This window comes from Schaalia sp. lx-260, assembly GCF_021083645.1.
Taxonomy (GTDB): Bacteria; Actinomycetota; Actinomycetes; order Actinomycetales; family Actinomycetaceae; genus Pauljensenia.
This window is the reverse complement of record NZ_JAJNRQ010000004.1, coordinates 282,887-306,750: the sequence shown is the minus strand read 5'-3', so window position 1 is coordinate 306,750 and position 23,864 is coordinate 282,887. Positions and strand designations below refer to the sequence as shown.

At 50.2% G+C, this 23,864-nt stretch carries 17 protein-coding genes; 6 read left to right on the top strand and 11 right to left on the bottom strand.

Annotated features, from left to right (window positions below):
- Nucleotides 1-219: 219 nt before the first annotated feature.
- From LRP57_RS06865 to LRP57_RS08300, 3 genes are all read left to right on the top strand, one after another.
- A complete protein-coding gene (locus tag LRP57_RS06865) occupies nucleotides 220-501 on the top strand; it encodes a metal-sensitive transcriptional regulator (protein ID WP_231205774.1) in 282 nt (93 codons plus the stop codon).
- A 19-nt stretch (nucleotides 502-520) separates the two neighbouring features.
- Nucleotides 521-760 carry a heavy-metal-associated domain-containing protein gene (locus LRP57_RS06860; RefSeq protein ID WP_231205773.1) on the top strand — a complete coding sequence of 80 codons (240 nt, stop codon included), beginning with the start codon at nucleotides 521-523 and terminating at the stop codon, nucleotides 758-760.
- A gap of 90 nt (nucleotides 761-850) precedes the next feature.
- On the top strand, nucleotides 851-3,307 hold the full coding sequence (locus LRP57_RS08300; RefSeq protein ID WP_269213868.1) for an HAD-IC family P-type ATPase: 2,457 nt from the start codon (nucleotides 851-853) through the stop codon (nucleotides 3,305-3,307).
- Nucleotides 3,308-3,355: 48 nt separating this feature from the next.
- Here LRP57_RS08300 and LRP57_RS06845 read toward each other — a convergent pair whose 3' ends face one another.
- From LRP57_RS06845 to LRP57_RS06835, 3 genes are all read right to left on the bottom strand, one after another.
- Nucleotides 3,356-4,255: a glycosyltransferase family 2 protein gene (locus tag LRP57_RS06845; RefSeq protein ID WP_231205772.1), complete on the bottom strand. Its 900-nt coding sequence runs from the start codon at nucleotides 4,253-4,255 to the stop codon at nucleotides 3,356-3,358.
- 454 nt (nucleotides 4,256-4,709) lie between these two features.
- Nucleotides 4,710-5,591 (bottom strand): DUF5926 family protein, encoded by an 882-nt coding sequence (locus LRP57_RS06840; protein WP_231205771.1) that lies wholly within the window; start codon nucleotides 5,589-5,591, stop codon nucleotides 4,710-4,712.
- 234 nt (nucleotides 5,592-5,825) lie between these two features.
- Nucleotides 5,826-7,421: a xylulokinase gene (locus LRP57_RS06835; protein WP_231205770.1), complete on the bottom strand. Its 1,596-nt coding sequence runs from the start codon at nucleotides 7,419-7,421 to the stop codon at nucleotides 5,826-5,828.
- A gap of 171 nt (nucleotides 7,422-7,592) precedes the next feature.
- Between LRP57_RS06835 and LRP57_RS06830 the strand changes: the two genes are divergently transcribed.
- Nucleotides 7,593-8,354, top strand: a complete 762-nt coding sequence (locus LRP57_RS06830) for a fructosamine kinase family protein (protein ID WP_231205769.1) — start codon at nucleotides 7,593-7,595, stop codon at nucleotides 8,352-8,354.
- A gap of 290 nt (nucleotides 8,355-8,644) precedes the next feature.
- Here the strand turns inward: LRP57_RS06830 and LRP57_RS06825 are convergent, their stop codons facing one another.
- The 6 genes from LRP57_RS06825 to LRP57_RS06800 form a co-directional block, all read right to left on the bottom strand.
- The gene (locus LRP57_RS06825) at nucleotides 8,645-9,577 is read right to left on the bottom strand and encodes an HAD family hydrolase (protein ID WP_231205768.1); all 933 of its coding nucleotides are present in this window, start codon (nucleotides 9,575-9,577) and stop codon (nucleotides 8,645-8,647) included.
- A gap of 190 nt (nucleotides 9,578-9,767) precedes the next feature.
- A complete protein-coding gene (gene serS, locus LRP57_RS06820) occupies nucleotides 9,768-11,045 on the bottom strand; it encodes a serine--tRNA ligase (RefSeq protein ID WP_231205767.1) in 1,278 nt (425 codons plus the stop codon).
- A 219-nt stretch (nucleotides 11,046-11,264) separates the two neighbouring features.
- Nucleotides 11,265-12,443, bottom strand: coding sequence for a diacylglycerol/lipid kinase family protein (locus LRP57_RS06815; protein WP_231205766.1), 1,179 nt, complete (start codon nucleotides 12,441-12,443; stop codon nucleotides 11,265-11,267).
- A gap of 165 nt (nucleotides 12,444-12,608) precedes the next feature.
- Nucleotides 12,609-13,616, bottom strand: a complete 1,008-nt coding sequence (pheA, locus tag LRP57_RS06810) for a prephenate dehydratase (protein WP_231205807.1) — start codon at nucleotides 13,614-13,616, stop codon at nucleotides 12,609-12,611.
- A 122-nt stretch (nucleotides 13,617-13,738) separates the two neighbouring features.
- Nucleotides 13,739-16,102, bottom strand: coding sequence for a DUF6541 family protein (locus LRP57_RS06805; protein ID WP_331274748.1), 2,364 nt, complete (start codon nucleotides 16,100-16,102; stop codon nucleotides 13,739-13,741).
- A gap of 80 nt (nucleotides 16,103-16,182) precedes the next feature.
- Nucleotides 16,183-16,788: a DedA family protein gene (locus LRP57_RS06800; RefSeq protein ID WP_331274747.1), complete on the bottom strand. Its 606-nt coding sequence runs from the start codon at nucleotides 16,786-16,788 to the stop codon at nucleotides 16,183-16,185.
- A 436-nt stretch (nucleotides 16,789-17,224) separates the two neighbouring features.
- On the opposite strand from LRP57_RS06800, the gene LRP57_RS08340 reads away from it, so the two are divergent.
- On the top strand, nucleotides 17,225-19,978 hold the full coding sequence (locus LRP57_RS08340; RefSeq protein ID WP_231205764.1) for a lysylphosphatidylglycerol synthase transmembrane domain-containing protein: 2,754 nt from the start codon (nucleotides 17,225-17,227) through the stop codon (nucleotides 19,976-19,978).
- Nucleotides 19,979-20,122: 144 nt separating this feature from the next.
- Here LRP57_RS08340 and LRP57_RS06790 read toward each other — a convergent pair whose 3' ends face one another.
- Both LRP57_RS06790 and LRP57_RS06785 read right to left on the bottom strand, forming a co-directional pair.
- Entirely contained in the window at nucleotides 20,123-20,941 is an 819-nt protein-coding gene (locus LRP57_RS06790) for a class I SAM-dependent methyltransferase (protein WP_231205763.1), read from the bottom strand.
- Nucleotides 20,942-20,946: 5 nt separating this feature from the next.
- A complete protein-coding gene (locus tag LRP57_RS06785; RefSeq protein ID WP_231205762.1) occupies nucleotides 20,947-22,608 on the bottom strand; it encodes an L-lactate permease in 1,662 nt (553 codons plus the stop codon).
- 279 nt (nucleotides 22,609-22,887) lie between these two features.
- Here LRP57_RS06785 and LRP57_RS06780 point away from each other — a divergent pair, with 279 nt between their 5' ends.
- Entirely contained in the window at nucleotides 22,888-23,817 is a 930-nt protein-coding gene (locus LRP57_RS06780) for an ABC transporter ATP-binding protein (protein ID WP_231205761.1), read from the top strand.
- Nucleotides 23,818-23,864: the final 47 nt, after the last annotated feature.

Below are 23,864 nucleotides of genomic sequence, written 5' to 3'. Positions count from 1 at the left end.
TTTTTCAGGAGCTATATCAGTGGGTGGTGTTTTGCTGGGGTCTGGAATATAGGGGTGTGGATTGTCGAGGAGGATATCTGCGAGGTGCGGGCGGAATCATTACTGTGTGTTTCATAGGTTAAATCTATGAGTCTTTGTGTAAGCACAAGAAGCGTAAACATTGACACATATACCCCCTAGGGGTATTCTACATGGTGAGCACCAACTAAAGGGAACAGCATGAGCGGCTACACGCAATCAACAGACCAATACCTCACCCGTTTACGACGTATTGAAGGTCAAGTGCGCGGACTCCAACGCATGATTTCTGAGGACACCTACTGCATAAATATCCTCACACAAATCTCCGCCGCACAGTCCGCACTCGACTCAGTTGCTATTGCCCTCCTCCAAGACCACCTTGCCCACTGCGTTGTACAAGCAGCAAAAGAATCCGAAGAAGCTGGGCGTGAAAAAGTAGAAGAAGCTACCCAAGCTATTGCCCGCCTCATCAAATCCTGACACAGAAAAGGAAAACACCATGCCTATTGATCGAACCGTCGTCCTCCACGTCACCGGTATGACATGCAGCCACTGCGTTGCTTCTATTACCGAAGAACTTGAAGACGTGACCGGGGTCCTCAACATCGAAGTTATCCTGAACTCCGGTGGCACATCACAGGTCACCGTCGTCACCGACCACGGTGTTGATGACCAAGCCCTGCAAGAAGCAGTCACAGAAGCAGGTTTTGAACTCGTCAGTATCCACAGGGACTTCTAAGGAACTCTCGCGCAGACACTGGCTCGCACGAACCTCCACCGACAGTACGTAAATCTAGGGCACACGGCCCACGAAAGCGCGTCTTTACCTATGCCTTCACCCTCATCGCCGCAAACCCATTCACTCCATACACGCCTATGGGTCACTATCCCCCTTACCCTCATCATTGTCACACTGTCAATGATTCCGGCTTTTCAATTCGACTATTACGAGTGGGCCGTGGCATTCCTGTCACTCCCAATCGTGACATGGGCGGCCTGGCCTTTTCATCGCGCGGCATGGCGAGCAGGGCGGCATGGATCAACAACAATGGACACCCTTGTTTCGCTTGGAGTGATCGTTACAACCGTGTGGAGCTGGACCGTACTGCTCCTTGGCACCTCGCATGCACACAGTATGCACATGGGGTGGGCTTCTTTCCTGTCAGCCCCTTCAGACTCCCACTACATATACATTGAAGCGGCTGCAACCATTGTGTGTTTCCTCCTCATTGGGCGCACATTGGAATCACGTGCAAAACACGAGGCCGGGGATGCTTTGCGGTCGCTACTTGATATGGGAGTACACAGCGCCACACGTATCACCATTGATCCCGGCAACGGGCAACGCTCTGAAGAAAGTATTCCAATAGCTCAACTGCGTGTCGCAGATACCTTCCTGACACGGCCCGGCGAAAAAATTGCCGCCGACGGTATTGTTATTGACGGATTCTCAGCCATTGATGCCTCCATGCTCACTGGAGAATCATTACCCGTCGATGTTCACCCCGGCAGCAGCGTTACCGGAGCAACAATTAACACGTGGGGGACCCTCCTTGTACGAGCAACTCGGGTAGGTAATGACACTGATGTTGCACGCATGGGGAAAATATTAGCTCAAGCTCAAACAGAAAAAGCCCCCGCACAACGACTTGCTGATCGCGTATCCAGTATTTTTGTTCCCGTGGTCCTACTGATTGCGACCCTTACGTTCTGCGGCCACCTCTTTGTCGGCCATTCACTGTCATTTTCGCTTGTCACAGCGGTTTCTGTCATCGTTGTCGCCTGCCCGTGCGCCTTGGGACTTGCCACACCTATGGCTTTACTTGTTGGATCTGGACGAGCCTCACATATGGGTATTTTGATTCGCCATCCTGAAGTTCTTGAGCGCACACAGCACGCCGATACCGTCATCCTCGATAAGACTGGGACACTTACAACCGCGCACATGACGGTAGAAAATATTTACCTCAATACGGCAAAGACCACTTCTGAGGAAAACAATCTTCCTGAAGGGAAGCTCCTTTCTGAGGATAACGTCCTCGCATTAGCTGCTGGTTTAGAGTCTTTTTCCGAACACCCCATCGCACGCGCTATCGTGGCGGCAGCGAAAGAAAAAGACATCACCCCCACGCCGCTGACAGCTTTCAGTAACCATCCTGGTTTTGGCGTATGCGCTACTCATATTGCCGCCGACAACACTCACACAAGGGCATTTCTTGGTCAGCCTTCATGGTTCACTGAACGTGGCCTACAAATCCCAGAGGAACTTGCTGCGCACGCACAACGCGCACAAGAATCAGGAGCTTCCGCTGTTTTCCTTGCCCATATTGACGGGCAGGCAAACCCCACCCTCAGGCAGGAAGCTCCCCTTACACACGACGAAAACACAACCATCAGCAGGGCAACGCATACCACCGTTGATATGAGTATTCACGGAATGACCTGTGCTTCTTGTGTTCGACGTGTCGAACGTAAACTCGGAAAACTTGACGGCGTTCACGCACTCGTCAACCTTGCCACAGAATCAGCAACCCTTACTCTGACCCGCTCCTACAGTGATGCCGAACTGGAAAAGGTCGTTGAAAACGCTGGATACCAAGGAAAAGTGCAGGCGCGGCACACAAACGAAAACATTGATACCTCCGCTGAGCACGCAAGAAGTGACCTTACACAAACTCCTTCCCTTTTTTTCCCTGAGGACCTCAGTAATGGGAGTATTCAGGCGCTTTTTATTATTCGTGACACCATCAAAGCTCATGCATATGACACGATTGTTGAACTGAAAAACCTAGGGCTACGCCCCTTACTGGTTACAGGTGATAACGAGGGAGCTGCTCACTATGTTGCTAATCAGGTCGGGATTAGTGACGTGTACGCTCATGCGTTACCTGAAGATAAACGACGTATCGTGCAGCAGCTTGAACAAGATGGGCATGTTGTTGTGATGGTCGGGGATGGTGTGAATGACGCGGCCGCCCTTGCTCAGGCGCATCATTGCGGGCTAGGGATAGCGATGGGTTCCGGCACGGATGTAGCAAATAACGCTGCTGACATCACGCTTGTCACATCGGATGTGCGGCGAATACCTACAGCCTTGCGTATTGCCCGCGATACTTTGCGTATTATCCGAGCAAATCTTTTCTGGGCTTTTGCTTACAATGTCGCCATGATCCCTTTGGCTGTTGCTGGAATGTTGAATCCTATGATCGCTTCAGCGGCGATGGCTTTTTCTTCAGTATTTGTTGTTCTCAACAGCTTGCGATTAAAAAAATCACCTCGACAATGACTCTGTATCGTTCGTGTTATCGTGACTGCTCTGGAAGGGTCGCCTCACCTATATCGCCTGCGCACCCGGAGCATTTGTATCCTCTGCGTCACCTAAATCATGATCGACAGATACGCCAGTTTCTTTATCGCGCATGCAGGCTGGCTGAGGATAGGGCGTACCTACCGCTTGCTCACAACTAAGTTCTGCACGAGTTCCTGCAAATAAAGGCCGTCGAGTCAAACAGCGTTTAATAATGGACAGCATTACTTCTAACGGGTTTTTTGAACGCCGCGAATCTCTTTCTGTCCCATCAGGCTCATGATGAACAAAACCGCAAGGCATTTCCACAATAGAAAGTCCCGCGTGCAGCACATCCACATCCAAAGCAAATTCGAGTCCTGCGCCTTTTTCGAAGGGCATTGCAATATTCACAGCTTCACGAGTCAAACAGCGTTCTTGTTTAAGTGGTGAACGCGACTCCCAGCCCGTTAAATAACGAATCATTCGTCGCGCCATATTGTGTGCGGCAGAATGTTCCGGTGGCGTATCACCGCCCAATGGTGGCGTGCCTATCGCACAATCCGCCATACCTGACATGACAGATTCCACCAGCATTGTTGCTTCGACAGCAGATTCCCCAAGATCCCCTGACAGTATTAAAAGTAAACGTTCAGGCCAGTCAGAGTGATCACGCATAGCTGCAACTTTTACGCCTGTTTCAATAGCTGAAGCGCGACCGCGTTCCACTGTGTGTGATACCACTGCTGCACCTGCATACCGCGCAGCCCGCACAGTGTCATCAGTTGAGGCATCGTCAATCACGATAATGAGGTCCACCCCAGGGATAGCTCGGCATGAACGAACAGTTGAAGCAATCACACGTCCCACATTATGCGCAGGAATAATAGCTGCGACTCGTTGCGGCGCTGCAACATTTTCTCTGTACGCCTGACCTGCTCTATTCACACTCTCATGCTAGAACTTCCACGCCAATCCGGCACATCTGTTTCACTCACCTTGCCATCAGAAATCACCGCTCGAAAGAAAGGCGATTACGATTTGCGATAAGCCCCTGCCATATCCGCAGCATAAATCCTTGTGAGGTGTGGAATATCTTTCCCAGAAACACTGACGGGCGGTAACTAAACGGCAGCACATCCAGAAAGAAAAAACGTGAACAGTAAAGTAACAAGCCGATTCTTCATCATAACTGCTTTGTTAGGATGGGATGTAGCATATAAGCAACTTTTCTTGCTTTATTCCCCCGAAGCGCTCGCAACAAGACATTATTGTATTTATCTCAAAAATTGAACAGAATCACGAAAATAAAGATCACCTACAGACCAAAAGGGTACGGACGTGTAAACGTGTGGGTCCGCTGATAACCAGCGAACCCACAGTCATCTGACAATTATGCAAATCAGCGAATAGTGACCTGCCGTGAAATAAGACCCTGACGTACCCGTCGTTCATCATGAGTCAGCGGATCCGTATTCTCCACAGTTTCCGTCAAAGCCTGAGCAAAAACTTTCGCATCTGCCGCAATATCTGCCGCAGTCACGCCATCACCCAATTCAAAAACAGGAATAGCGATACCGCACGCACGGAAAGCCCCAACGAAACGCGAACCTTCACCAAGCCTCGTGCGGCCAGCCAATTGCAAACGTGCAAGCGCAGTAAACAGGCGCGATTCATCAATATCAGTCAGGATACGCACAAAGTGACGATTCATCGCACACCAGTACATTCCCTCCACCCCAGGAACAGCTTCAGTGGGAATAACTTCTTCACGGTTACGTTCCAAAGCACGCTGAGTATCCGCATCAAGCTGCGCTGACGGATCAAACCAGTACCCATAATCTGCGGTCAGTTCCATCGGACCAAATCCACTGTTATCAACCAGTTCTTGCAACCGTGGAGCAGGTTCACGAATATCGGCAGCTACAGTTCCTTCTGCGCCTTGTTCACGTGCAGCAAGAGCAGCGACAAGGGCCGCGCCCGCGTCATGCGACAAATCACCGGAGTTATTTCGCGTTTGCAGGCCAATAAGGATTCGACCATCCGCACGAATCATCGCTGGGAATCCCTCAGGCAGAAGCGTCACAATATCAAATTCGACACTGCCGTATTCTGAGGTGGTGCGGGCGGTCATAGTGGCGCACGGAATGATCTCACGCATAGCAACCAATTCTTTTTCTACGGCAAGCCCCTCATAGGGACGTTCCACGAAAGGAATAGGCGCACGAGGCGCGGGACGTTGAGCGCTTGGAATAACTTTTTTACGTCGACTGGCTTTACCCATAGCTTTAAGGGTACCTGCCTGCCGTAAAAAATACGGAATCTGTGAGAATAGCGGGTCACAAATTTACCTGCCTTACACTGGCCAGTATCTTCTGCTTAGCCCGCTTTCCTGCACTTATCACTCACACCTGGTTATGCCACTCGCACTTATAAACCTCAGTTCATCGGACCTGCTCAGGAGCAGTCAGCATGACACAATGGCAGGCCGCATCACAGAGCAAAGGACAGGTCGCCCTCAAGAATACTGTGCTGCGGTGCGCGTAATAGCTGTCCCACGCATATAACGACTAAGGTAACTTTCATATGCGTCAGCATCTGCTTCATGCGGCTCAATAACTGTGACATCCTCATCAACAAAAACATCATTATCGAGGTATTCCAGCAAAGTCTGGTTTTCTGCGCGCACAGCCGCGTAACGAGCAAGAACAGCTATCCCCCACGCGCCACCTTCGCCGGCAGTTTCCCCAACGGCAATAGGTGTACGTAAAGCATCTGCGAGAATTTTTTGAGCAACCCCCGCTGTTTTGAAAATACCTCCATGCGCAAGCAGCCTATCAAGCTCCACACCCTCATCTGTTAAAATATTCATTCCCATGCGAATAGGAGCAAATACTGTCATTAATTGCGTGCGCATAAGATCAGCTAATGAAAAATCTGCATCCGGCAGGCGCATCAAGAGTGGCCGTCCCGCATCAACACCAATAACCGGTTCCCCTGATAACAGATTGTAAGCAAGCAGCCCTCCACCATCGGGAGCACCGCTCAACGCTCGGGTGTACAGCAGAGTATAAATATCCTCCATTGACATGTGGATACCCGCATACTCGCTGAATTGCGCAAATACTTTCGCCCACACGTCAAGCTCAGAAGCACCGTTATTGGAATGAACCATTGCCACAGGTGAACCATCAGGTGTCGTCACCGGATCAACTTCCATATGAAGGCGAGTCAGTGCCTTTTCAAGGACAATCATCGCAAAAATTGACGTTCCTGCGGATACATTTCCTGTCCGAGGAGCTACTGCGTGGGTAGCGACCATACCGGTCCCCGCGTCGCCTTCTGGCGGACACATCTGGATTCCCGCTTGCAACTGCCCTGTAGGATCCAAAAGCAGTGCGCCAGATTTCGTGAGTTTTCCTGCATCCTGCCCGGCAACAAGGACCTGCGGAAGCAGATCACGTAGTTTCCACGTGTAAGGTTCGCCGGCCATGAGCGTGTCATATGCGTCAAGGCAACGTTCGTCGTAAGTGTATGTGCGTGAATCAATGGGGAACATTCCTGAAGCATCACCGATGCCAAGGACATGCTGGCCTGTGAGGAGCTCGTGAACATATCCAGCAAGAGTGTTGATGGACGCAATACGCGCGACGTGTTCCTCATTATTAAGAACCGCTTGATGCAGGTGAGCAATTGACCAGCGCATCGGTATATTGATGCCGAAAAGCTCACTGAGCTGGGCGGCGGCTGGTCCCGTTGACACGTTACGCCATGTGCGGAATGGTACGAGCTGTTTTTTCTGGGCATCGAAAGCAAGGTATCCGTGCATCATCGCGGAAATACCTATAGACGTGTAGCACGTAGGGGTGAGCCCGTACTTTTCATTAACATCAGCGACCAGCGTGGCGTAGGCGTGTTGCACACCTTCATGCACTTCGGTGAGGGAATACGACCACAAACCATCGACGAGAGTGTTTTCCCACGTATGTCCACCTGCGGCAAGAACACTATGATCTGGTCCGATAAGTATTGCCTTTATTCGCGTAGACCCACATTCAATACCAAGTGTGGCTTGTCCGTCACGGATCCACTCATACGCATTTTTATCGGCCACGGTGCCTCCTGTACAGGGGTGTTACATGTTATCGGTTTGATCTTACGCGGTCATAACATTCTTACGCGCCTGAAAGCTCATATGTTCCACATCTGCTTCCACATTCCAAAGCCCTCTGCTGCAATCACGCTGGTCAAGGTCATATACTCGCGCTAATGTACAAGGGTGAACGTGCGACACAAAAGCGGCGACCCCAGCCATATTGCCTGGGAATGCGCTGGACTTGAATGGCTACGAGAAGCCCAAGGAGCCACAATCGTTGCGATCCTTGAACACGGGCACGACTGGCTCACAGAACCATCATTGCGTACCGTGACCGCCCACCCACAGGCCGCAGAAAATTTTGGGCGCGCACTCGCCCGCACTCACGCGGCAGGGGCATCTCATTTTGGATGTCCACCTCCTCAATGGGAACAAGACAACGGGTGGATGGGGCACGCTCGACTCCCCCTGATTATTTCAGCACGTCACGCGCCAACATCGTGGGGAGAGTTTTACGCCGAATACCGGATCCTGCCCTACATCACAGACAACGTATTTACATCCACAGAAATCCACACCCTTATGCGTTTGTGCGAACGCCTACGCAACGATGATTTTGACCATCCACAACCCGCACTTGTCCAAACAGCGGCAGCGCGCACTCACGGTGATTTATGGAATGGGAACATCATGTGGACCGACAGTGGAATCATCCTTATTGACCCCGCTGCTCAAGGCAACCATGCCGAAGAAGACCTCGCTCAACTCACTGTTTTTGGATGCCCGCATCATGAAAAAATCTGGACCGCCTATAACGAAATTTCACCCCTTGCTGACGGTTGGCGTGAACGAATACCCCTCCACCAACTCCATATGCTGATGGTTCATTGCGCCCTTTTTGGACGCTCATATGTCAGCGAGACACTCAGCATTGCGGGGTACTACACATAATTCAAGCAAGGGCAGGCACGTGATATCCGCTAAGAATCACGGTTCCAAGCACCATCATTTTTGGCCTCACATCAGGTAGCGTCGCACGAAATTCCTACAGTATTCGCTTCGCATCAGCACTGCCCGCACCAGCGTGGACAATGAAACATCCGCACACAACACGCCCACAGCAAACCCAAGATGAGCTATCCCACGGGCTGTAGATACCGAGCCGCAAACAGCAGCACAAATGCGCTCCCAGCAAAAATGATTGTCTATCTCATCGTACGTATTCTTCTTTGAATAATGTTTTAAGCTGAAGGGAAAGGCACACCGCAATGCCACAATAAAGCCGCCATCACTGCTGCCGCTCCATCATTTTCCACTGCAGCAGTCACATGTTGCGCATGAGAGCGAACCTGCGAATCTGCTCCACCCATTGCCACGCCTAAAGCCGCCCACTCTAACATAGGGACATCATTCGACCCATCCCCTACGGCAATAGTTCCCTGCGGAGGCACACCATACTGCCTCGCTAAATCATCTAAAGCACGCGCTTTCGTGCACCCCAAAGGCCCGATATTTGCCCACGACGTCCAGCCAACAAAAACTTCATGAGTTTGACGCACCTGAGAATCATCCAATGCGGCAGAAAACTGCTCAATCGACATCTGCGGAGCACGCACTACCAGATTTGGAGTCTTTTTCTGACGTAACTGCTCAATGGGAAGCACCCAGTGTTCTTCAATCAGCTCCCCCTCTGGGAAAAAATCACTGATAAAAAAACCACCATCTTTTTCCACGCCAATAATCGCATCCGGCAGGACAGAAAGCACGCGATCCCAGACCTCATCCACACGAAACTCGCACGTCTGAACGACACGCACCCCGCCCTCACAATGAGGATCCCACTGGGCTATAACCGCACCATTTGAACACACAGACACGCCCGTATCCGTACCCAGTTGAGACACAATAGGTCGCACCGCACCCAAAGTACGCCCCGAGGCAATAACCGTATGAATCCCTGCTTCAATGACGGCCCGATACAAACTACGCACACGAGGTGTCGCACCTGTAGGTGTCAGTAACGTCCCATCAATATCAAGCCCAATAAGGAGCTGCTGAGGATCCGTTGGTAAATCCTGCGGCAAACTCTCAATAACATCATCCACTACCTCACGGAAAGGGCGCGGCTTTTCACCTGAGGGAGGCGGCGTCAAGAAAGGGTTTCGTTTCAACATTTACCATCCCTCTCTTTCACACAGATGAGGCACTCACAACTGCACGCATATCATGTCCTCGATTTACCGTACCCTCGCACGTATTTTCACGGAACAATAACCCTCACAACATTATTAACAGCGTACCTGACCCTCATGGCCACATAATCACAGTTCACGCGGCCACAAAGGAACAGCACATCAGTTCAGTTCAGTTCACAGGTTCAAAAACCTCAACATTACCAAGGTAGGGACGCAAAGCCTCAGGAATACGCACAGAACCATCAGCCTGCTGATGATTTTCCAGAATCGCAACAATCCAACGAGTAGTTGCCAAAGTACCATTCAACGTAGCCACCGGATACATTTGACCATCCTCACGGCGTTCACGAATACCTAGACGACGCGACTGGAAAGTTGTGCAATTGGAGGTAGAAGTTACTTCCATCCAGCGTTCCTGTGTCGGTAACCATGCTTCACAGTCAAATTTACGTGCAGCGGAAGTACCTAAATCACCCGCAGCAGTATCAATAACACGGTACGGCAATTCAACTTTCGCTAGCATTTCTTCTTCCCAATGAAGGAAACGCTGGTGTTCTTCCTGCGCATCTTCAGGGCGGCAATAGCTGAACATTTCTACCTTGTTAAATTGATGCACGCGGATAATACCCCGCGTATCTTTACCAGCAGAACCCGCTTCACGTCGGTAGCATGTTGACCACCCAAGGTAGCGTTTCGCACCGGCAGATAAATCTAAAATTTCATCCGCATGGTAACCAGCCAAAGCAACCTCAGATGTGCCCGTCAAATACAAGTCATCTGCCGGCAGATAGTAAATTTCATCGGAATGCTCATTCAGGAATCCTGTCCCACCCATAATCGCTGGCGTCACCAGCGTCGGTGTCATCATTGGGACAAAACCCGCAGCTACCGCCTGATCCATCGCCATTGTCATCAAAGCTAATTCAAGGCGAGCGCCCACACCTGTCAGATAATAGAAACGCGAACCTGAAACTTTAGCTCCGCGTTTCACATCAATAGCACCTAAACGCTCACCGAGGGCTAAATGATCTGCTGGTTCAAAACCTTCCGCAACAAAATCACGTACTTTCGGCCCCTCATGACGCAAAACAACATAATCATCCTCGCCGCCTGTTGGGACACCATCCACAATCAAATTCGGCAGCAGTCGCGCTAAACGGTCAGCTTCAGACGCTGCTTCATTGGAACGTGCTTCAGCGGCTTTCACTTGGTCAGCAAGCTCTTTTGCTTGAGCTAACACGGCTGGACGATCTTCCGGTGACGCTTTACCCACCAGACGTGACACATCTTTTTGTTGGGAACGCAAAGACTCAAATTCTTGCAAAGCGCTGCGGCGTTCCACATCCGCTTCAATAATGCGATCAACAAGGTCAACGTCAGCGCCTCGTGCCCTTTGTGAAGCACGAGCAGGTTCAGGGTTTTCTCGCAAAGCACGCACATCAATCATGTCTTTATCCTATGTCCTTTTCGGTAAGACCCGTTATTTGCGTTCATCATGACACGCATATCACGCATATGAGGCCACAAACCATCCCGTCACGCCGCCACAAATAATGTCAATGGGAGTGTGTGCCGCCTACATGCGGCATCTGCTCGGCATATGCACGTCACTTACATGATGTTTGTGTTATTTTACCAAGAAATATTTCAGCACTTCCGCCAAAAATCAGAACCTACCATTACCTACTGGAGCTGCAATATCAACGGCAGCGCGTTGAATACGCACATGAATACGTCGCGCACGGCCTACAGCATCACCATCGACTTGCACAATCTGAGCCTGGTCAACACTCACATCAGCTCCGCGTGCCTGACGGAAAACGATACGTCCTAATGACATCGCAGTATTGACCGGTCGTATGCCTAAACCTTGAGCAAAAATTTTCCCAGCAAGATTAGCCCATCCAACCAGTCCTGCAACAGTATCAACTACTGCCACATCAATAAGCCCATCATCAACACTGGCATCTGCCGCTAATGTGACAAAAGGCAGTTGGCCACAGTTCGCAAAGAATACGCACCGTGCCATCACATCGACATCTTCATCTGGGCGAATACGTGTTGCAGATTTTTCCTGAAAACCTACATTGTTAGCTTGATATATTTGCGCTTGACTTGCAGCTTCCTCATGCGGATCTGCGTTTTCCCATGCTGATGCCCGCGTTTCTTTAGGGGAACAAGGTTCATGTAGTCGCAGTTTCACTTTCATACGAGGCACCGAAAGAGCACCCAAAGCAGCCACCACGTAGGCAATCCATCCGAACCGTTTTTTCAGCTGAGGATCCGTGTCAGCCATTGTTTTCCCGTCAAAACCAAGACCCGAGATCACAAGGAAAGAAAACTCATCATCCGCGGGCATTTCCTCTGGCTGAGCAGGTGCTCGTGATGTGCCCGCCCATATATTGTAAGCGTGATGAACTAGCTTTCCTTCGGCAGGCAGTAAAGCAGGGGCGTCTTGCGCTTCCATTCGTAACCACCCGAGGTCCACACGACGATGCCCTGCTCCGACCGTAATTTTGAAAGCCTTGGCCACATCATCTAGGGGAATACCGAGGTTACGGGCCATTAAATTCCCTGTCCCCAAGGGCAGGATTCCCATACGCACATTCGTATCAGCCAGACCCGCAGCAACTGCGCGAACAGTTCCATCGCCTCCTGCAGCAATCACTATATTCGCTCCGGCTTGTGCTGCTTCAATAGCTTGCCCTGTTCCTGGGTCCTCTTGCGAGGTCATCAGCCAATGGATATGCGTGACCCCGCAGCTATGCGCAATAGATTCCACCTGCGTGCGTAAGGCTTCAACGCTACGTATTTTCGTGGGGTTGAGAATAACCCACACCGACATGTCTTGACTGTACTGATGGTTAGTTATCGCGGTGGACACACGTGGGATGCACTGATTTTTTTGCACGTTTATTCCGCGGTTTTTCCACCACTTATACGCACAAAAACCACAAAGGAATGAAGCGCTGGCGCAAGCCACGTGTATCCATTTCATGGGCGGGTTCTTTCAGCGAATTGGCCAATCAGGTGCGTCAGTGGGATCAATATTGAGGCCGTCACCTCCGTGGATAATATTTTTAACCCATGAGCGACCACGGTGAAAATCTTCGTCACGAGTTCCACGTAGAACATCTGCTCGTACCCCGTCAACACGCGGGTACGAACCCATAAAACGCACATCCGGTGAGAATCTATGGAGGCCAACCAATGCTGCCTGCACACGTTCTTCAGCAACATGCCCCACAATGTCGATGCTGAAAGTGTAGTTACCTAAACCGTCACCACTGGGACGTGATTCAATACGTGAAAGATCAACTCCTCGGACACTGAATTGTTCCAACAAAGTAAGAAGCGCGCCTGATTCATTCACAGGTAAGGCCACTTGGATAGTTGTTTTATCCGCACCTGTAGGTGCTGGTAAAGCACCTGGACGCGACACCATGACGAAGCGAGTGACTGCACCTAAATTATCTGCCACGTCACGGTACATTGCTTCTAAGCCGTAGCGTTGCACAGAAGGAGAGTTACACAGGGCTGCGTCGAAAGTTGTATCGTGCGTTGAGAGGAGTTCCGCAGCTGCCGCTGTTGATGTCGTCGGCACGTGGATTACTCCTGGGAAAGTTTTTTCCACCCAATTGTGGCATTGTGCCCACGCATGTGGGTGTGTACCAATACGACGAATCTGATCGGGACATGTCCCCTCACGAACAGCTAACTGGAAATTAATGGGGACCAGCATTTCAGCGACAATGACCAGGGGTGCTCCTTTAGAAAGGGAATCTAAAGTAGCGTTGACGCCTCCCTCAATAGAATTTTCAATGGGTACAACTGCACGGTCAGCTGTTCCTTGTCGTACTGCGTCCATTGCGACAGGTGCTGAAGTCATTGGTATGAGTTCAGCGTTACTGGGCGCTATTTGCCATGCTGCTTGTTCGGTGAAGGTGCCAAATGGACCAAGAAATGCAATACGAAGGTGTTCACCTGTGGGTGCAGGTCCGGGCACATGTGTTGTCAGATTTTGGTCTGTGGTCATTCCTCCACACTAGCGAGGAGGAGTCACGCTGTCTGTTCATGTCCGCACTCCAATAGGGGCGGCATTGGGGCTTGAGTATTGTTCCCGCGTCTGAGAAGCCCTGATTAATTACATGCTGTAATTTTCCACAGTTTAGCTGTGTCACCCTGATCGACCAGTTCAAAGCCGTGCGAGGTATCGACATAGTAAAAGCCTGGGTGCCGTTTAGAACGTGTGAAGTTGTAGTAAATCCCGTCAGCTTCCTCATAAAAATGCGTGATTTTTTGTTCTCGAATGGCTTGACATATTTTCGGATTCGTGTGGATTTGATTAAATGATTGCGATAGCAAGTCTTGCGTGTACGTATCGAGGTTCGCCAAACTCAGGTGCGGGAAGAAAGCGTAGCGTTGCCCAATAACTTCTGAATACGCGGCACCAGCGATAGGGTCACCAAAAACACGGGCATCCGGTGGGAGGGTTTGCGGCATGGCTTGTAACATCCTCAGTTCCCCGGCGGTCACCATCCCTGGTTTACCTAAATTGTCAAGGTCGTACACGTAGTCCACTGCGCGGAAACGAGCATCCGTAGCACACAGGCATGTGACAAGTAAAAGACCGCAACCAAGAATAAGTTCCACTCGCCGTGAGCGTACCTGATGCGAGGAGTATTTCTTTCTTGCGACGTGGCGGCCCATTGAAGTGGGGGTCATATATGAACTGATGAAACGGGCTACGATCACCATTCCTGTGGCAGCTAAAGGAACCATCAGTAAGGCATGAATTGCCATAATTCGCCGTGGGTCTTTATACCAGGGGCCAAGGAGGAATGTGCGCAGCTCATTGTCAGGCGCATATGACAAGAACGTGAGGAAAGAAAAAAGCAGGAAAGCTCCCAGTATCCACGGGCGCATAATATCCGTGAGTGTGGTGTCTGATCTGTGAGGGCGAGCGCGGACAAAAGGAGGTTCAGCAGCTTGTATGAGCTGCGGCTCAGGTGCGCTGTTACTTTGTTCTGCACTGTCGGAACACGTCAGATCAGTGGCGAGTGCCGGAGTGCCGGTACTTACGTAATCAGTTTCGTTCGTTTCTTGAACAGGTTTACCCTGTTCCTCCACACTAAAATGAATGCCCGCATCCGTATGCATTGTGAGGGGCTGAGGAGCCTCAGAATTTTCTGCCTGATTTTTTGTGCGCGCCTGAGCGCGTGCGACACTCATTTTCCCGTATAGGTAAAAAATGAGGGCTACAGCGCCGCATAGGGTGAGGATGCCAAAACACGCCACTGTTGCCATAAATCCCCATGTCGTATTAAAAGGCGGGAAAGGCGTGAACATGCGCGAAAAAGCAAAGTCCCATCCTAGGCCTGAACGTGGATACGCTGCCATTGCGCGAACGGCCGCCGTGTCCAGCGCCATCAATGGGAGTAGGACAGAAAGCGCAGCAGCAATAACCCAGCAGGCTGACGATAGGAAATACCCGTGATCGAAAGCACGATATGCATAGGTGAGCATGTGGTAAAGGAAAGGCACTAAAAGGATGAAAACTCCCCCAAAAAGCGCACTGGGGTGGGCTAGGGTGACTCCGATAAGTGAAAAAATGAGTGCCGGAAATACAGCAGTCAGACGGCCCAGCGTTGCAGCAGAAAGGGCCGCCACCGAACCCGTTTTTCCTATCTGCGGCGAATAGTGCGAGATACTCCTGCCTGCCTCAATTCCCAGAACCAATAAGCCTAAAAGTAGCGTCGTCCCCGCAGCATGAGGCCACTGGTTATACATTGTCAATGCGTCAGCAGGCATCGACAAAAGACCGCCGGACATGATCGTGCCAACGACGATAACGGACACGTCTGTTGTTAAGGTACGTAAAAGAGCAGCGGCACCTAAAACCCACAAAAACATGAGCAGGAGCGACGACACATTTGCCGCTTCAATGACCGTTGTTTTTGTTGAAAAAATAAGAACAAACGTGTGCCACAAATTCGGGTAAAACGATGTCGCTCCCCCACGTAAAGCAGCAAGTGAAGTCCACGGCGATATTTCGTTGACATCGAGCATGAGCCACACACCGTTGAGGTGATGAACCGCATCCCATTGTTGAGCGGGATTATGCGGATTTGCTCGCACAAGCATCGGCAGGGCAGCGATAAGCCATCCGCTACACACAGCAAGCAGCAGCGGCCATTGCGATTTGTGACGGGTCAGCGCATTGCGCTCTGATACTTCTGACCTTAAGGCGGGTGTAGCGGATAGGAAATGCGCGGCTTTTTTTCGCTTGCGCCACGCCCACAATACCCACCCGAGCAACGAAATACCGCCTAAAAACGGTAAGAGCGTCAGCCGTGTGAAAGGAATACCGAATGCGCGATAGGCCATACCGACAACGAAAATCAGCCCCCATGTGACAGATGCGCTCACGCCCCAGGCTTGGATCCGGGAGCGGAAAATCATGAACATCCATCCCAGTGCCGGAACAGTCGACACGATGAACATTAGGACGTATAGCGGCAGAAGTTTCGCCCATTCACTCAACATCATGAGTCATTCATATCCATTTCATGAGGCACTCATACTTATGAGGCAACTGTGTCACTTTCGTTTGAAAGGTCAGAGTTTTTGCGGACACGTATCTTATGTAAAACCAGTTCAACGATCATTGGGACAACGGAAATAGCCACGATCAGCAAAATAATCATGGACAGGTGATCGTGAACAAATGCGATTCCTCCAAGCAAAGCACCTGCCATTGTCACACCCACACCCCACAGGGCTGCGCCAAGAGAGTTATATATGAGGAATTGTGAGTACGGGTAGCGTGCAATACCGGCAGCTAAAGGAATAAATGTGCGGACGAAAGGAATAAAACGGCCGATCACTAGGGAACGCCCACCATAAGAAGCAAAGTATTGTTCAGATTTTTCTAGATATTCCGTTTTCAGGAAACGCGCATTATCACGGAAAAGACGACGGCCACCTCGCGCACCAATCCAGTATCCAATTTGCGCTCCACAAAAAGCGGCAACAAAAGTTGAAACCAGTAATACGGGCAGGCCAAGACCTAATTGGACATGTAATAATCCCGCAGCAAAAAGAAGGGAATCCCCTGGCAGAACAGGAAAAAGTACTCCTGATTCAATAAAAACAATCAGTAAAGTCCCCCATAAAACCCATGAGCCCATGCTTATCAGCAGGTCCTCAGGGTTGTGGAACCATCCGATGAATGTGTCAAACCACGAAGGGTCTGTGGTTGTGGCCGTGGCTATGAGATTATGGATCACTCGTGTCCTTCCGCCTTGTCCGATGGACTGCTGTACATACCTCACCTTAACCGGATAAAGCCCTGGCATCACGATGCTACGCGCGAATATCACAGCGACACTGATCGTACAGTACATGCAATCAGCAAGCCTACGCAGGTCTGCAATGCTCACACGATTACTCATCTGCGTATTCTTTTATTCTTTGTCAAGATGTCTACAATTCCTATGAGAATACGCAGGTAGCCTAGTCTTTTCGCTAACACATTCGGTGAAAACATAATATTTAACGGCACTATTGGGCAAGATTTGTCATTATTGAATCAAGGCATCACAGAAAATAGGCGCAGGAGGGAATGTGCACAGCAATGACCGTGCAGAAAATGCGCAGACCTGCCACTGTGACCATTCCGATCACGTATGCTGCACGGCAGATTCTCTGAACGCTCATACGCCTCACGAATCTCACACTGTTATTCCCTGCGCTTTAGGGCCTTCTCATAGCGCTGCCGTATCACCTGAAACGTCCTCATCACGGTTCGTATCACAAGCACACGTGACAGATACAGGTGCGCACAGCGAAAACTCAGATTCGATTACTCAAAAAACTCAGCCCTCAATTATTACGCCCATTATTTTTGCCGATCAAACAGTCAAAAGGACACGTCGCCGCGCAGATCTCGTAGATTTTTTCGGCGCGCTTCTCGGAATTATCCTCGTGTGGACTTTAGGGGCCTACGCGAACTCCACCACACGCGGCGTTACCGAAGATGTCCTTCAGTTCAAAATTATTCGTGATGTTTTGCTCCTCCCTGTGACTTTCCTTGAGGGCCTTGTCATCCTTGTTGCCCCTATTGTCGTTATTACTTCGCTCGTATTACGACGCAGACTGTGGGGAACTGTTGCGACCCTCCTGACCTCTGGTGTTGCGGCGGTGTTGGGCTGGGCATTTTTAGAGGTAACCAATTTCCTTCCCGATCAACTGACTGCTCCTTTACGTGTGTCCACTGGATTGATAAATGAGGAGGGTGTGACCTCAACAACTGTTGCCATTAACATTGTTGTTGTCATTTTGGCTTCATTCTTGACGGCCGCAGGTGAAACAACCACTATGCGCAGTGTGCGCTGGTCCTGGTGGGGTTTATGGGCTATTTCATTTTTGTGGGTTGTACGCCTGTCGCTTACGCTACCCTCCGCCCTCATTTCTTTACTTCTGGGGCGGGCTGTTGGCTCTGCTTCGCGTTGGATTCTGGGATGTGAAGATAGGCGAGCCACTGGACCGCAATTGGTCCACGCTTTGCGTTCGATCGGTATTTCCCCGTTGCGCCTCATTCGTTGCGATGTGGAAACAGATGAGGTTCCCCTGTGCGCGTGGTCAATTGTTCCCGGGAGGAACGGTCAGCTTCGCCAGTTCCCTCTTGATATGCCTGACACCGAGTATGTGGTGCCACGCCAATGGCACCACGATAAGAACCGTCATTATCGTGTGTGGGATGAAAACGGGAATGTATGTGATGTTATTTCATGTGATCCTGGACGTGAATTTACTGGAACTGTGCGGCAAATCTGGGATAATCTTCGGCTGCGTGGTGTCACACGCTGGGTGGCTCCATCCTTAAAAGCTTCTGCGGAACGGTCCATGCTAGCGACCTTAGCGGCCTATCATGCCGGTGTTCGCTTGCCGGAGCCTGTTGGAATAGTGCCGGCGGGCGATTCTGTTCTTCTGATTAACCATGTGTTGCCTGCGACGCTTCCTTTGCGTGAGATGTCCGAGCAGACTATCAGCTCTCATATTCTTGATGAGGCCTGGCGGCAGCTTGCGTGCGCACATCAGGCAGGTATTGCGCACCGTAATGTCAGTGGTGACTCAATCGTTGTGGATGCTGCTGCGCGAGTATGGTTGATCGACTGGGAACAGGGTGAGGCCGGTGCCAGTGATTTAACGATGCGTATTGACGTAGCGCAGTTACTGGTGTCTTTATCTTTGGTTGCCGGGGTGGAATCTGCTTTAGCTTCAGCTCAGCGCGTTATTGGGCCGGATGAATTACGCGCATGTGCGCCTTTCCTTCAACGCGCAGTTTTACCCTCACAGCTTTCAGCTGCAGTTCGTCAGTCCACTATTTTAGAGGATCTGCGTGATGCAATCGTGGCAGATGCGTCCTCTCCTGCTGTAAATGAACTGGCAAATATTCAACGTTTTGCGCCGCGCAGTGTCATCATGGTTGCCGTTATTCTCCTTGCAACTATCGGTATTGTCAGCTCTTTGAATATTGGGGACATTATCGAGATTGTGCGTTCTGCACACCCTCTGTGGATTGGGGTGGCGTGTGCGTGTGCTGTTCTTACGTGGTTTGGAGGCGCTCTCGCTCTTGTTGCCCTTACCGCAGAAAAAGTCCGTATCCGTGATGCTTTCCTCGCGCAGATAGCAGCTTCTTTGGTTACTTTGGTGGCTCCTGCTGGTATTGGGCCTGCCGCTGTTAATATCCGTTATTTAACGAAGCAGAAAGTTCCTGCAGCAGCGGCTATGACCACTGCGACCATGCAGCAGATCGTACAGTTATTAGTTACTGTTGGAATGCTTGTGATTCTCGCGTTTTTCAGTGGGCAACGACTTTCTGTCTCTTTGCCTTATGGTGCAATTATTGCGATTTCAGGAACGATTCTCATTGCGGTGCTGATAATTGTGGCGATTCCAAAATTGCGCCGCTGGGTGTGGCAGCATCTTGAACCTAAATGGGTGCAGGTATACCCCCGCTTATTGTGGGTAATGGGACGTCCTCAACGTTTGTTTACCGTTGTTGCGGGAAATCTCCTGACCGTATGCGGATTTATTACATGTTTTATTTCCTGCACACTGGCAATGGGTTGGTCTTTAGATCCTGTGACGGCTTCAATTACGTATTTGGCGTCCAATTCTTTAGGTTCAGTGATTCCTTCCCCCGGTGGTATTGGCCCGGTGGAGGCAGCACTCACCGGTGGTTTACAGGTGACGGGTGTGCCGCTTTCTGCGGCTATTTCTATCGCTTTGCTCTACCGTTTGGTGACTTTTTACGGCCGCGCCCCTATAGGGTGGGTTGCTATGAAGATCATGGAAAAGAAGAATCTTATTTAGTGTCTTTAACCTGATGTCTTGTATTGCCTTGCTCTGGGTAGTACGTGCTGACCTCTTGCGGTAGTACTTTTACCGCTCATCATCAGTATTTTTGCCGTGTAACGATTCTGAATGAATGATGTTGATGCATGTTTGAAGGCAAGGTTATTCTGTGATTTTTTGAGCGACCCACACGAGTGTCATATACGGCAAAGTCACCGGATCGTGTGCGCTATAGCCTAAATGATCGTGAATATACCATCGTAGGTTTTCTTGCATACGTTGGCGGCCTTGTTCATTTTGTTTTAACCATGAAGATCGTGTGCGTCCTAAGGCCATAAGCTGATCGGGAGTTAGCGTATCTGTCCAGTTCACTACATGTAAGTGTGGTGCAGTGAAATTTTGTCCTACGTGCGGGGGCCGGTCTATTCTATGAACATCACCTGAACGCATAATGCGCGTGAGCCTGTGGACCCACGGGTGTGATACATCCATTTGATTAAAAACCATAGCCAATACACCCGATGTTTTAAGTAGACGCGCAGCTTCTTGCGCCGCTGCGCTTTCGTCAAACCAGTGCCACGCTTGAGCGGCAACTACCAGATCTGCACACTGATCGGGCAAACCCGTTTTTTCGGCGCTTCCAGAATGAATACGCACATGCGGGTGGGGGCATATTTGTTCACGCATGGCTTTCGCTGGTTCCACTGCGTGTACGCTAAAGCCTCGCTCACACAATAGGTCCGTCATTTTCCCAGTGCCTGCACCTAGGTCAATAGCGACCGGCGTATGTGAAGGTGCTGGTCTTAAAAGCGACGTATTCTCCTGTGTTTCCTGCGATGCTTCATGTTCTGTGACTTGTAATTGCTTCACGTTTTGACACAGGTAGTCGATTGCACTGTCAGGGTAGGCGGGACGGACTTTCGCGTACACGCTGTTCGCGCGTGTAAAAGGATTTATTACGTGAGTTTCTGGCGCACTCATACGTTTTATTGTGCAATTAAGAAACTGGCAACGCCCGTGGAAGCAAGAACAGTAATGCATCCCAGTAAAAACACAAGGCCCACAGAAAATGGGGCGGCGCGACGCAAAAGCTCAGGTTCGCATCCTTCATTTTTCACGGAGGTTGCCGCAATTGCAAGGTTTTGTGGGCTCACGATTTTGCCGATACCGCCACCAATTTCATTTACTGCTAACAGGAGCTGTGGGCTTAGACCTGTTTGTTGGGCTGCTGCGACTTGCAGATTCGCAAAGAGTGCCCCTGCTGATGTTGCTGAACCTGTGACGGCTGTCCCTAACCATCCGAGGATTGGTGAAAAGAAAGCGAAAGCAACACCTGTTGTTGCAAGGAGTGTCCCGATAGCAACCGTCTGGCCGGAAAAGTTCATGGTGTAGGCCAAAGCCATTACTGCTGTGATCGTGATAATCGCCATGCGTAAGGACCACAGGGTTGTGCCGAGTGTAGCGATACCTTGACGGAATGTGAATGGGTATTTTCCTGCAGAATCATTCAGTGAGTACACCAGTGTGACGATTAAGCCTGACAGAATCAACATGGTCCCAGGGGATGATAGGGTGCTCAGTCGCAGAACTGTATCTGTTGATATATTGCCGCCAACGGTAGCTAATTGGCCGTCTAAACCTGGCCAGGGGAAAGCAATATCTGTTGTTTTCAACATGGCAGGTACGTCAACGCCGATGCGCCATAATTTTGCCGCAGCAAAAACGAGGACCACGAAACCATAGGGGAAAAGCGCAAAGAAAATACGTGAGGCTGTCAGGTCTGAGGCGACGTCCACACGCGAACGCTGATCTTCGGGGGTGCGTGGTTTCCATACACGCATCATCAGGGCAACGAGGACGAAAGAAAGCAACGAAGCTACGACCGCTGTTAGTTCATATGACAGGTACTGTGCTGTCACGATGTGACCGATACTCATTCCAGCCCCCGCAACAAGTCCGAGCGGCCATAGGTCTTTCACTGCGCGTTTACCGTCTAGCATGGCAAGCATAACCAGGGGTATCCAGATGAAAAAGAGTGGCGTAATTCGTGTTCCTGTGCCTGTCAGTAGTTCTGTTTCTACTCCGCCTAGACGAGCGGTTGTAATCATGGGGATTGCCATTGCACCAAAAGCAACATTAAGGGCATTACCAACCATTGTGACAAGTGCGGCTTTCAGTGGTGGAATACCTAAAGCGAAAAGCATGGAACAAGCAATAGCAACAGGCGCTCCAAAACCTGCTAAACCTTCCATCAGGCCACAGAAGCACACAGCGATTAAGAGTGCTTGAATACGCAAGTCCCCTTTACCTACCATAGAAAAAACTGCCCGGACATCTTCGGCTCGGCCAGATGTTTCTGTTAAGTTATACAGCCATACGGCGGCAACAACGATAAAACAGATCACGAAAATACCGAAAGCCGCGCCTTGAGTGCTTGACAGTAAAGCAAGGGTTGTCGGCATTGTGTAACCAAAGACTGCTACAAGTATGGAAGCGAGTAGGGAACTTAAAGCACACCAGTGTGTCGCTACCTTGAATACACCCAGCATGACAAAAAAGACGATAAGGGGGATGAGGCCTAAAAGGGCTGTGGCAGGTAAAGATCCTGCGACCGCTGTTGTTGATGGGGTGAAAATCGTAGAAAACATCAGCGGGGCTCCTGTTCTGGATGTGGGAATGAGCAGCATGTATTGATTTATACGTGCCACTCACGTAGGGGCACGATGATGGCGTTTTTATTTCGATGAGGCCATACCATTGAATCTTAATACTTTTTATGTAGCACATGCACACAAAAGAATAAAATATGAAGTTTTTGCATTTATGTGCCCCGTCAAAGACCTCGAAATACCCATGACAGATGTCATGTGAACATCCCTGTCATTGCCCACTGTGTATTTGCACCAATGAAAGCAACAATAGTACCCATGACAGACATATCTTTTACACCGGACACTCTCGCTTTACGCGCTGTAGATGTGAAAAAACAATTCGGCCCAGTAAAAGCAGTCGATGGGATTTCATTAGAAATTCCTCGCGGTCACATCGTGGCGCTTCTAGGAAAAAACGGTGCAGGAAAATCTACTTTCATTGATATTGCGCTTGGTTTACAACGCGCAACCTCTGGGCATGTGGAACTTTTCGGAATGAGTCCCCGCGAAGCCATTCGACGTTCACTCGTGGGAGTTGTCCAACAAAGCGGTGCCTTAATGAATAATTACACGGTTGAACAAACTCTGCGTTTATTTAGTGCTCTGCATCCTCAAGCAATGGATTACGAGCGTGTTATGGAAGAAACAGGGCTAAGCGCCCTACGTAAACGCAATGTAGGTAAACTTTCAGGAGGTGAATGTCAGCGTCTCCGTTTAGCTCTTGCGTTAATTCCTCACCCGCATTTACTCATACTTGATGAACCCACAGCAGGTATGGACACCACTGCGCGACGTGAATTCTGGCAGCTCATGCACGCGCAAGCTCATCGAGGGCGCACAATTATTTTTGCTACACATTATTTGGCTGAGGTTGAAGATTTTTCTGAGCGCACAATTATTTTGCGCCAAGGCGTGATTGTTTCTGATACGAGTACACACGATTTGCGACGTATCGGGCAAACCCGAACTTTACATGCCCGTGTACCTAAGGAATATAAGGATACTGTGGGGGATATTTTGGCTAGACTTCCTCAGTCTCAGACTTTCACAGTGAGGTGGGATTGCGCAGGCGACATGTGTGATCTCATTGTTCACGCGCCCTCAACAGATGATATTGCACGTCACATTCTCACTGTTCACGGTGTGCGTGATCTCGAAATATCTACCCCTTCTTTAGATGATACTTTTGCTCGTTTAACCGCATAAATACTTCATACCTCACCTGTTACCCACCTTTTTACTGGAGCTGATTT

Bases quoted from the DNA above. Each gene is read 5' to 3' on its own strand.
- LRP57_RS08300 (WP_269213868.1), top strand. From the start codon at position 851: ATGCCTTCACCCTCATCGCCGCAAACCCATTCACTCCATACACGCCTA.
- serS (WP_231205767.1), bottom strand. From the start codon at position 11,045: ATGATTGATGTGCGTGCTTTGCGAGAAAACCCTGAACCTGCTCGTGCT.
- LRP57_RS06800 (WP_331274747.1), bottom strand. From the start codon at position 16,788: ATGGGCTCATGGGTTTTATGGGGGACTTTACTGATTGTTTTTATTGAA.
- LRP57_RS06785 (WP_231205762.1), bottom strand. From the start codon at position 22,608: ATGTTTTCTACGATTTTCACCCCATCAACAACAGCGGTCGCAGGATCT.
- LRP57_RS06815 (WP_231205766.1), bottom strand. From the start codon at position 12,443: ATGTCGGTGTGGGTTATTCTCAACCCCACGAAAATACGTAGCGTTGAA.
- LRP57_RS06840 (WP_231205771.1), bottom strand. From the start codon at position 5,591: ATGGGTAAAGCCAGTCGACGTAAAAAAGTTATTCCAAGCGCTCAACGT.
- LRP57_RS06790 (WP_231205763.1), bottom strand. From the start codon at position 20,941: ATGAGTGCGCCAGAAACTCACGTAATAAATCCTTTTACACGCGCGAAC.
- LRP57_RS06825 (WP_231205768.1), bottom strand. From the start codon at position 9,577: ATGTTGAAACGAAACCCTTTCTTGACGCCGCCTCCCTCAGGTGAAAAG.
- LRP57_RS06860 (WP_231205773.1), top strand. From the start codon at position 521: ATGCCTATTGATCGAACCGTCGTCCTCCACGTCACCGGTATGACATGC.
- LRP57_RS06780 (WP_231205761.1), top strand. From the start codon at position 22,888: ATGACAGACATATCTTTTACACCGGACACTCTCGCTTTACGCGCTGTA.
- LRP57_RS06805 (WP_331274748.1), bottom strand. From the start codon at position 16,102: ATGTTCATCGTGTCGACTGTTCCGGCACTGGGATGGATGTTCATGATT.
- LRP57_RS06865 (WP_231205774.1), top strand. From the start codon at position 220: ATGAGCGGCTACACGCAATCAACAGACCAATACCTCACCCGTTTACGA.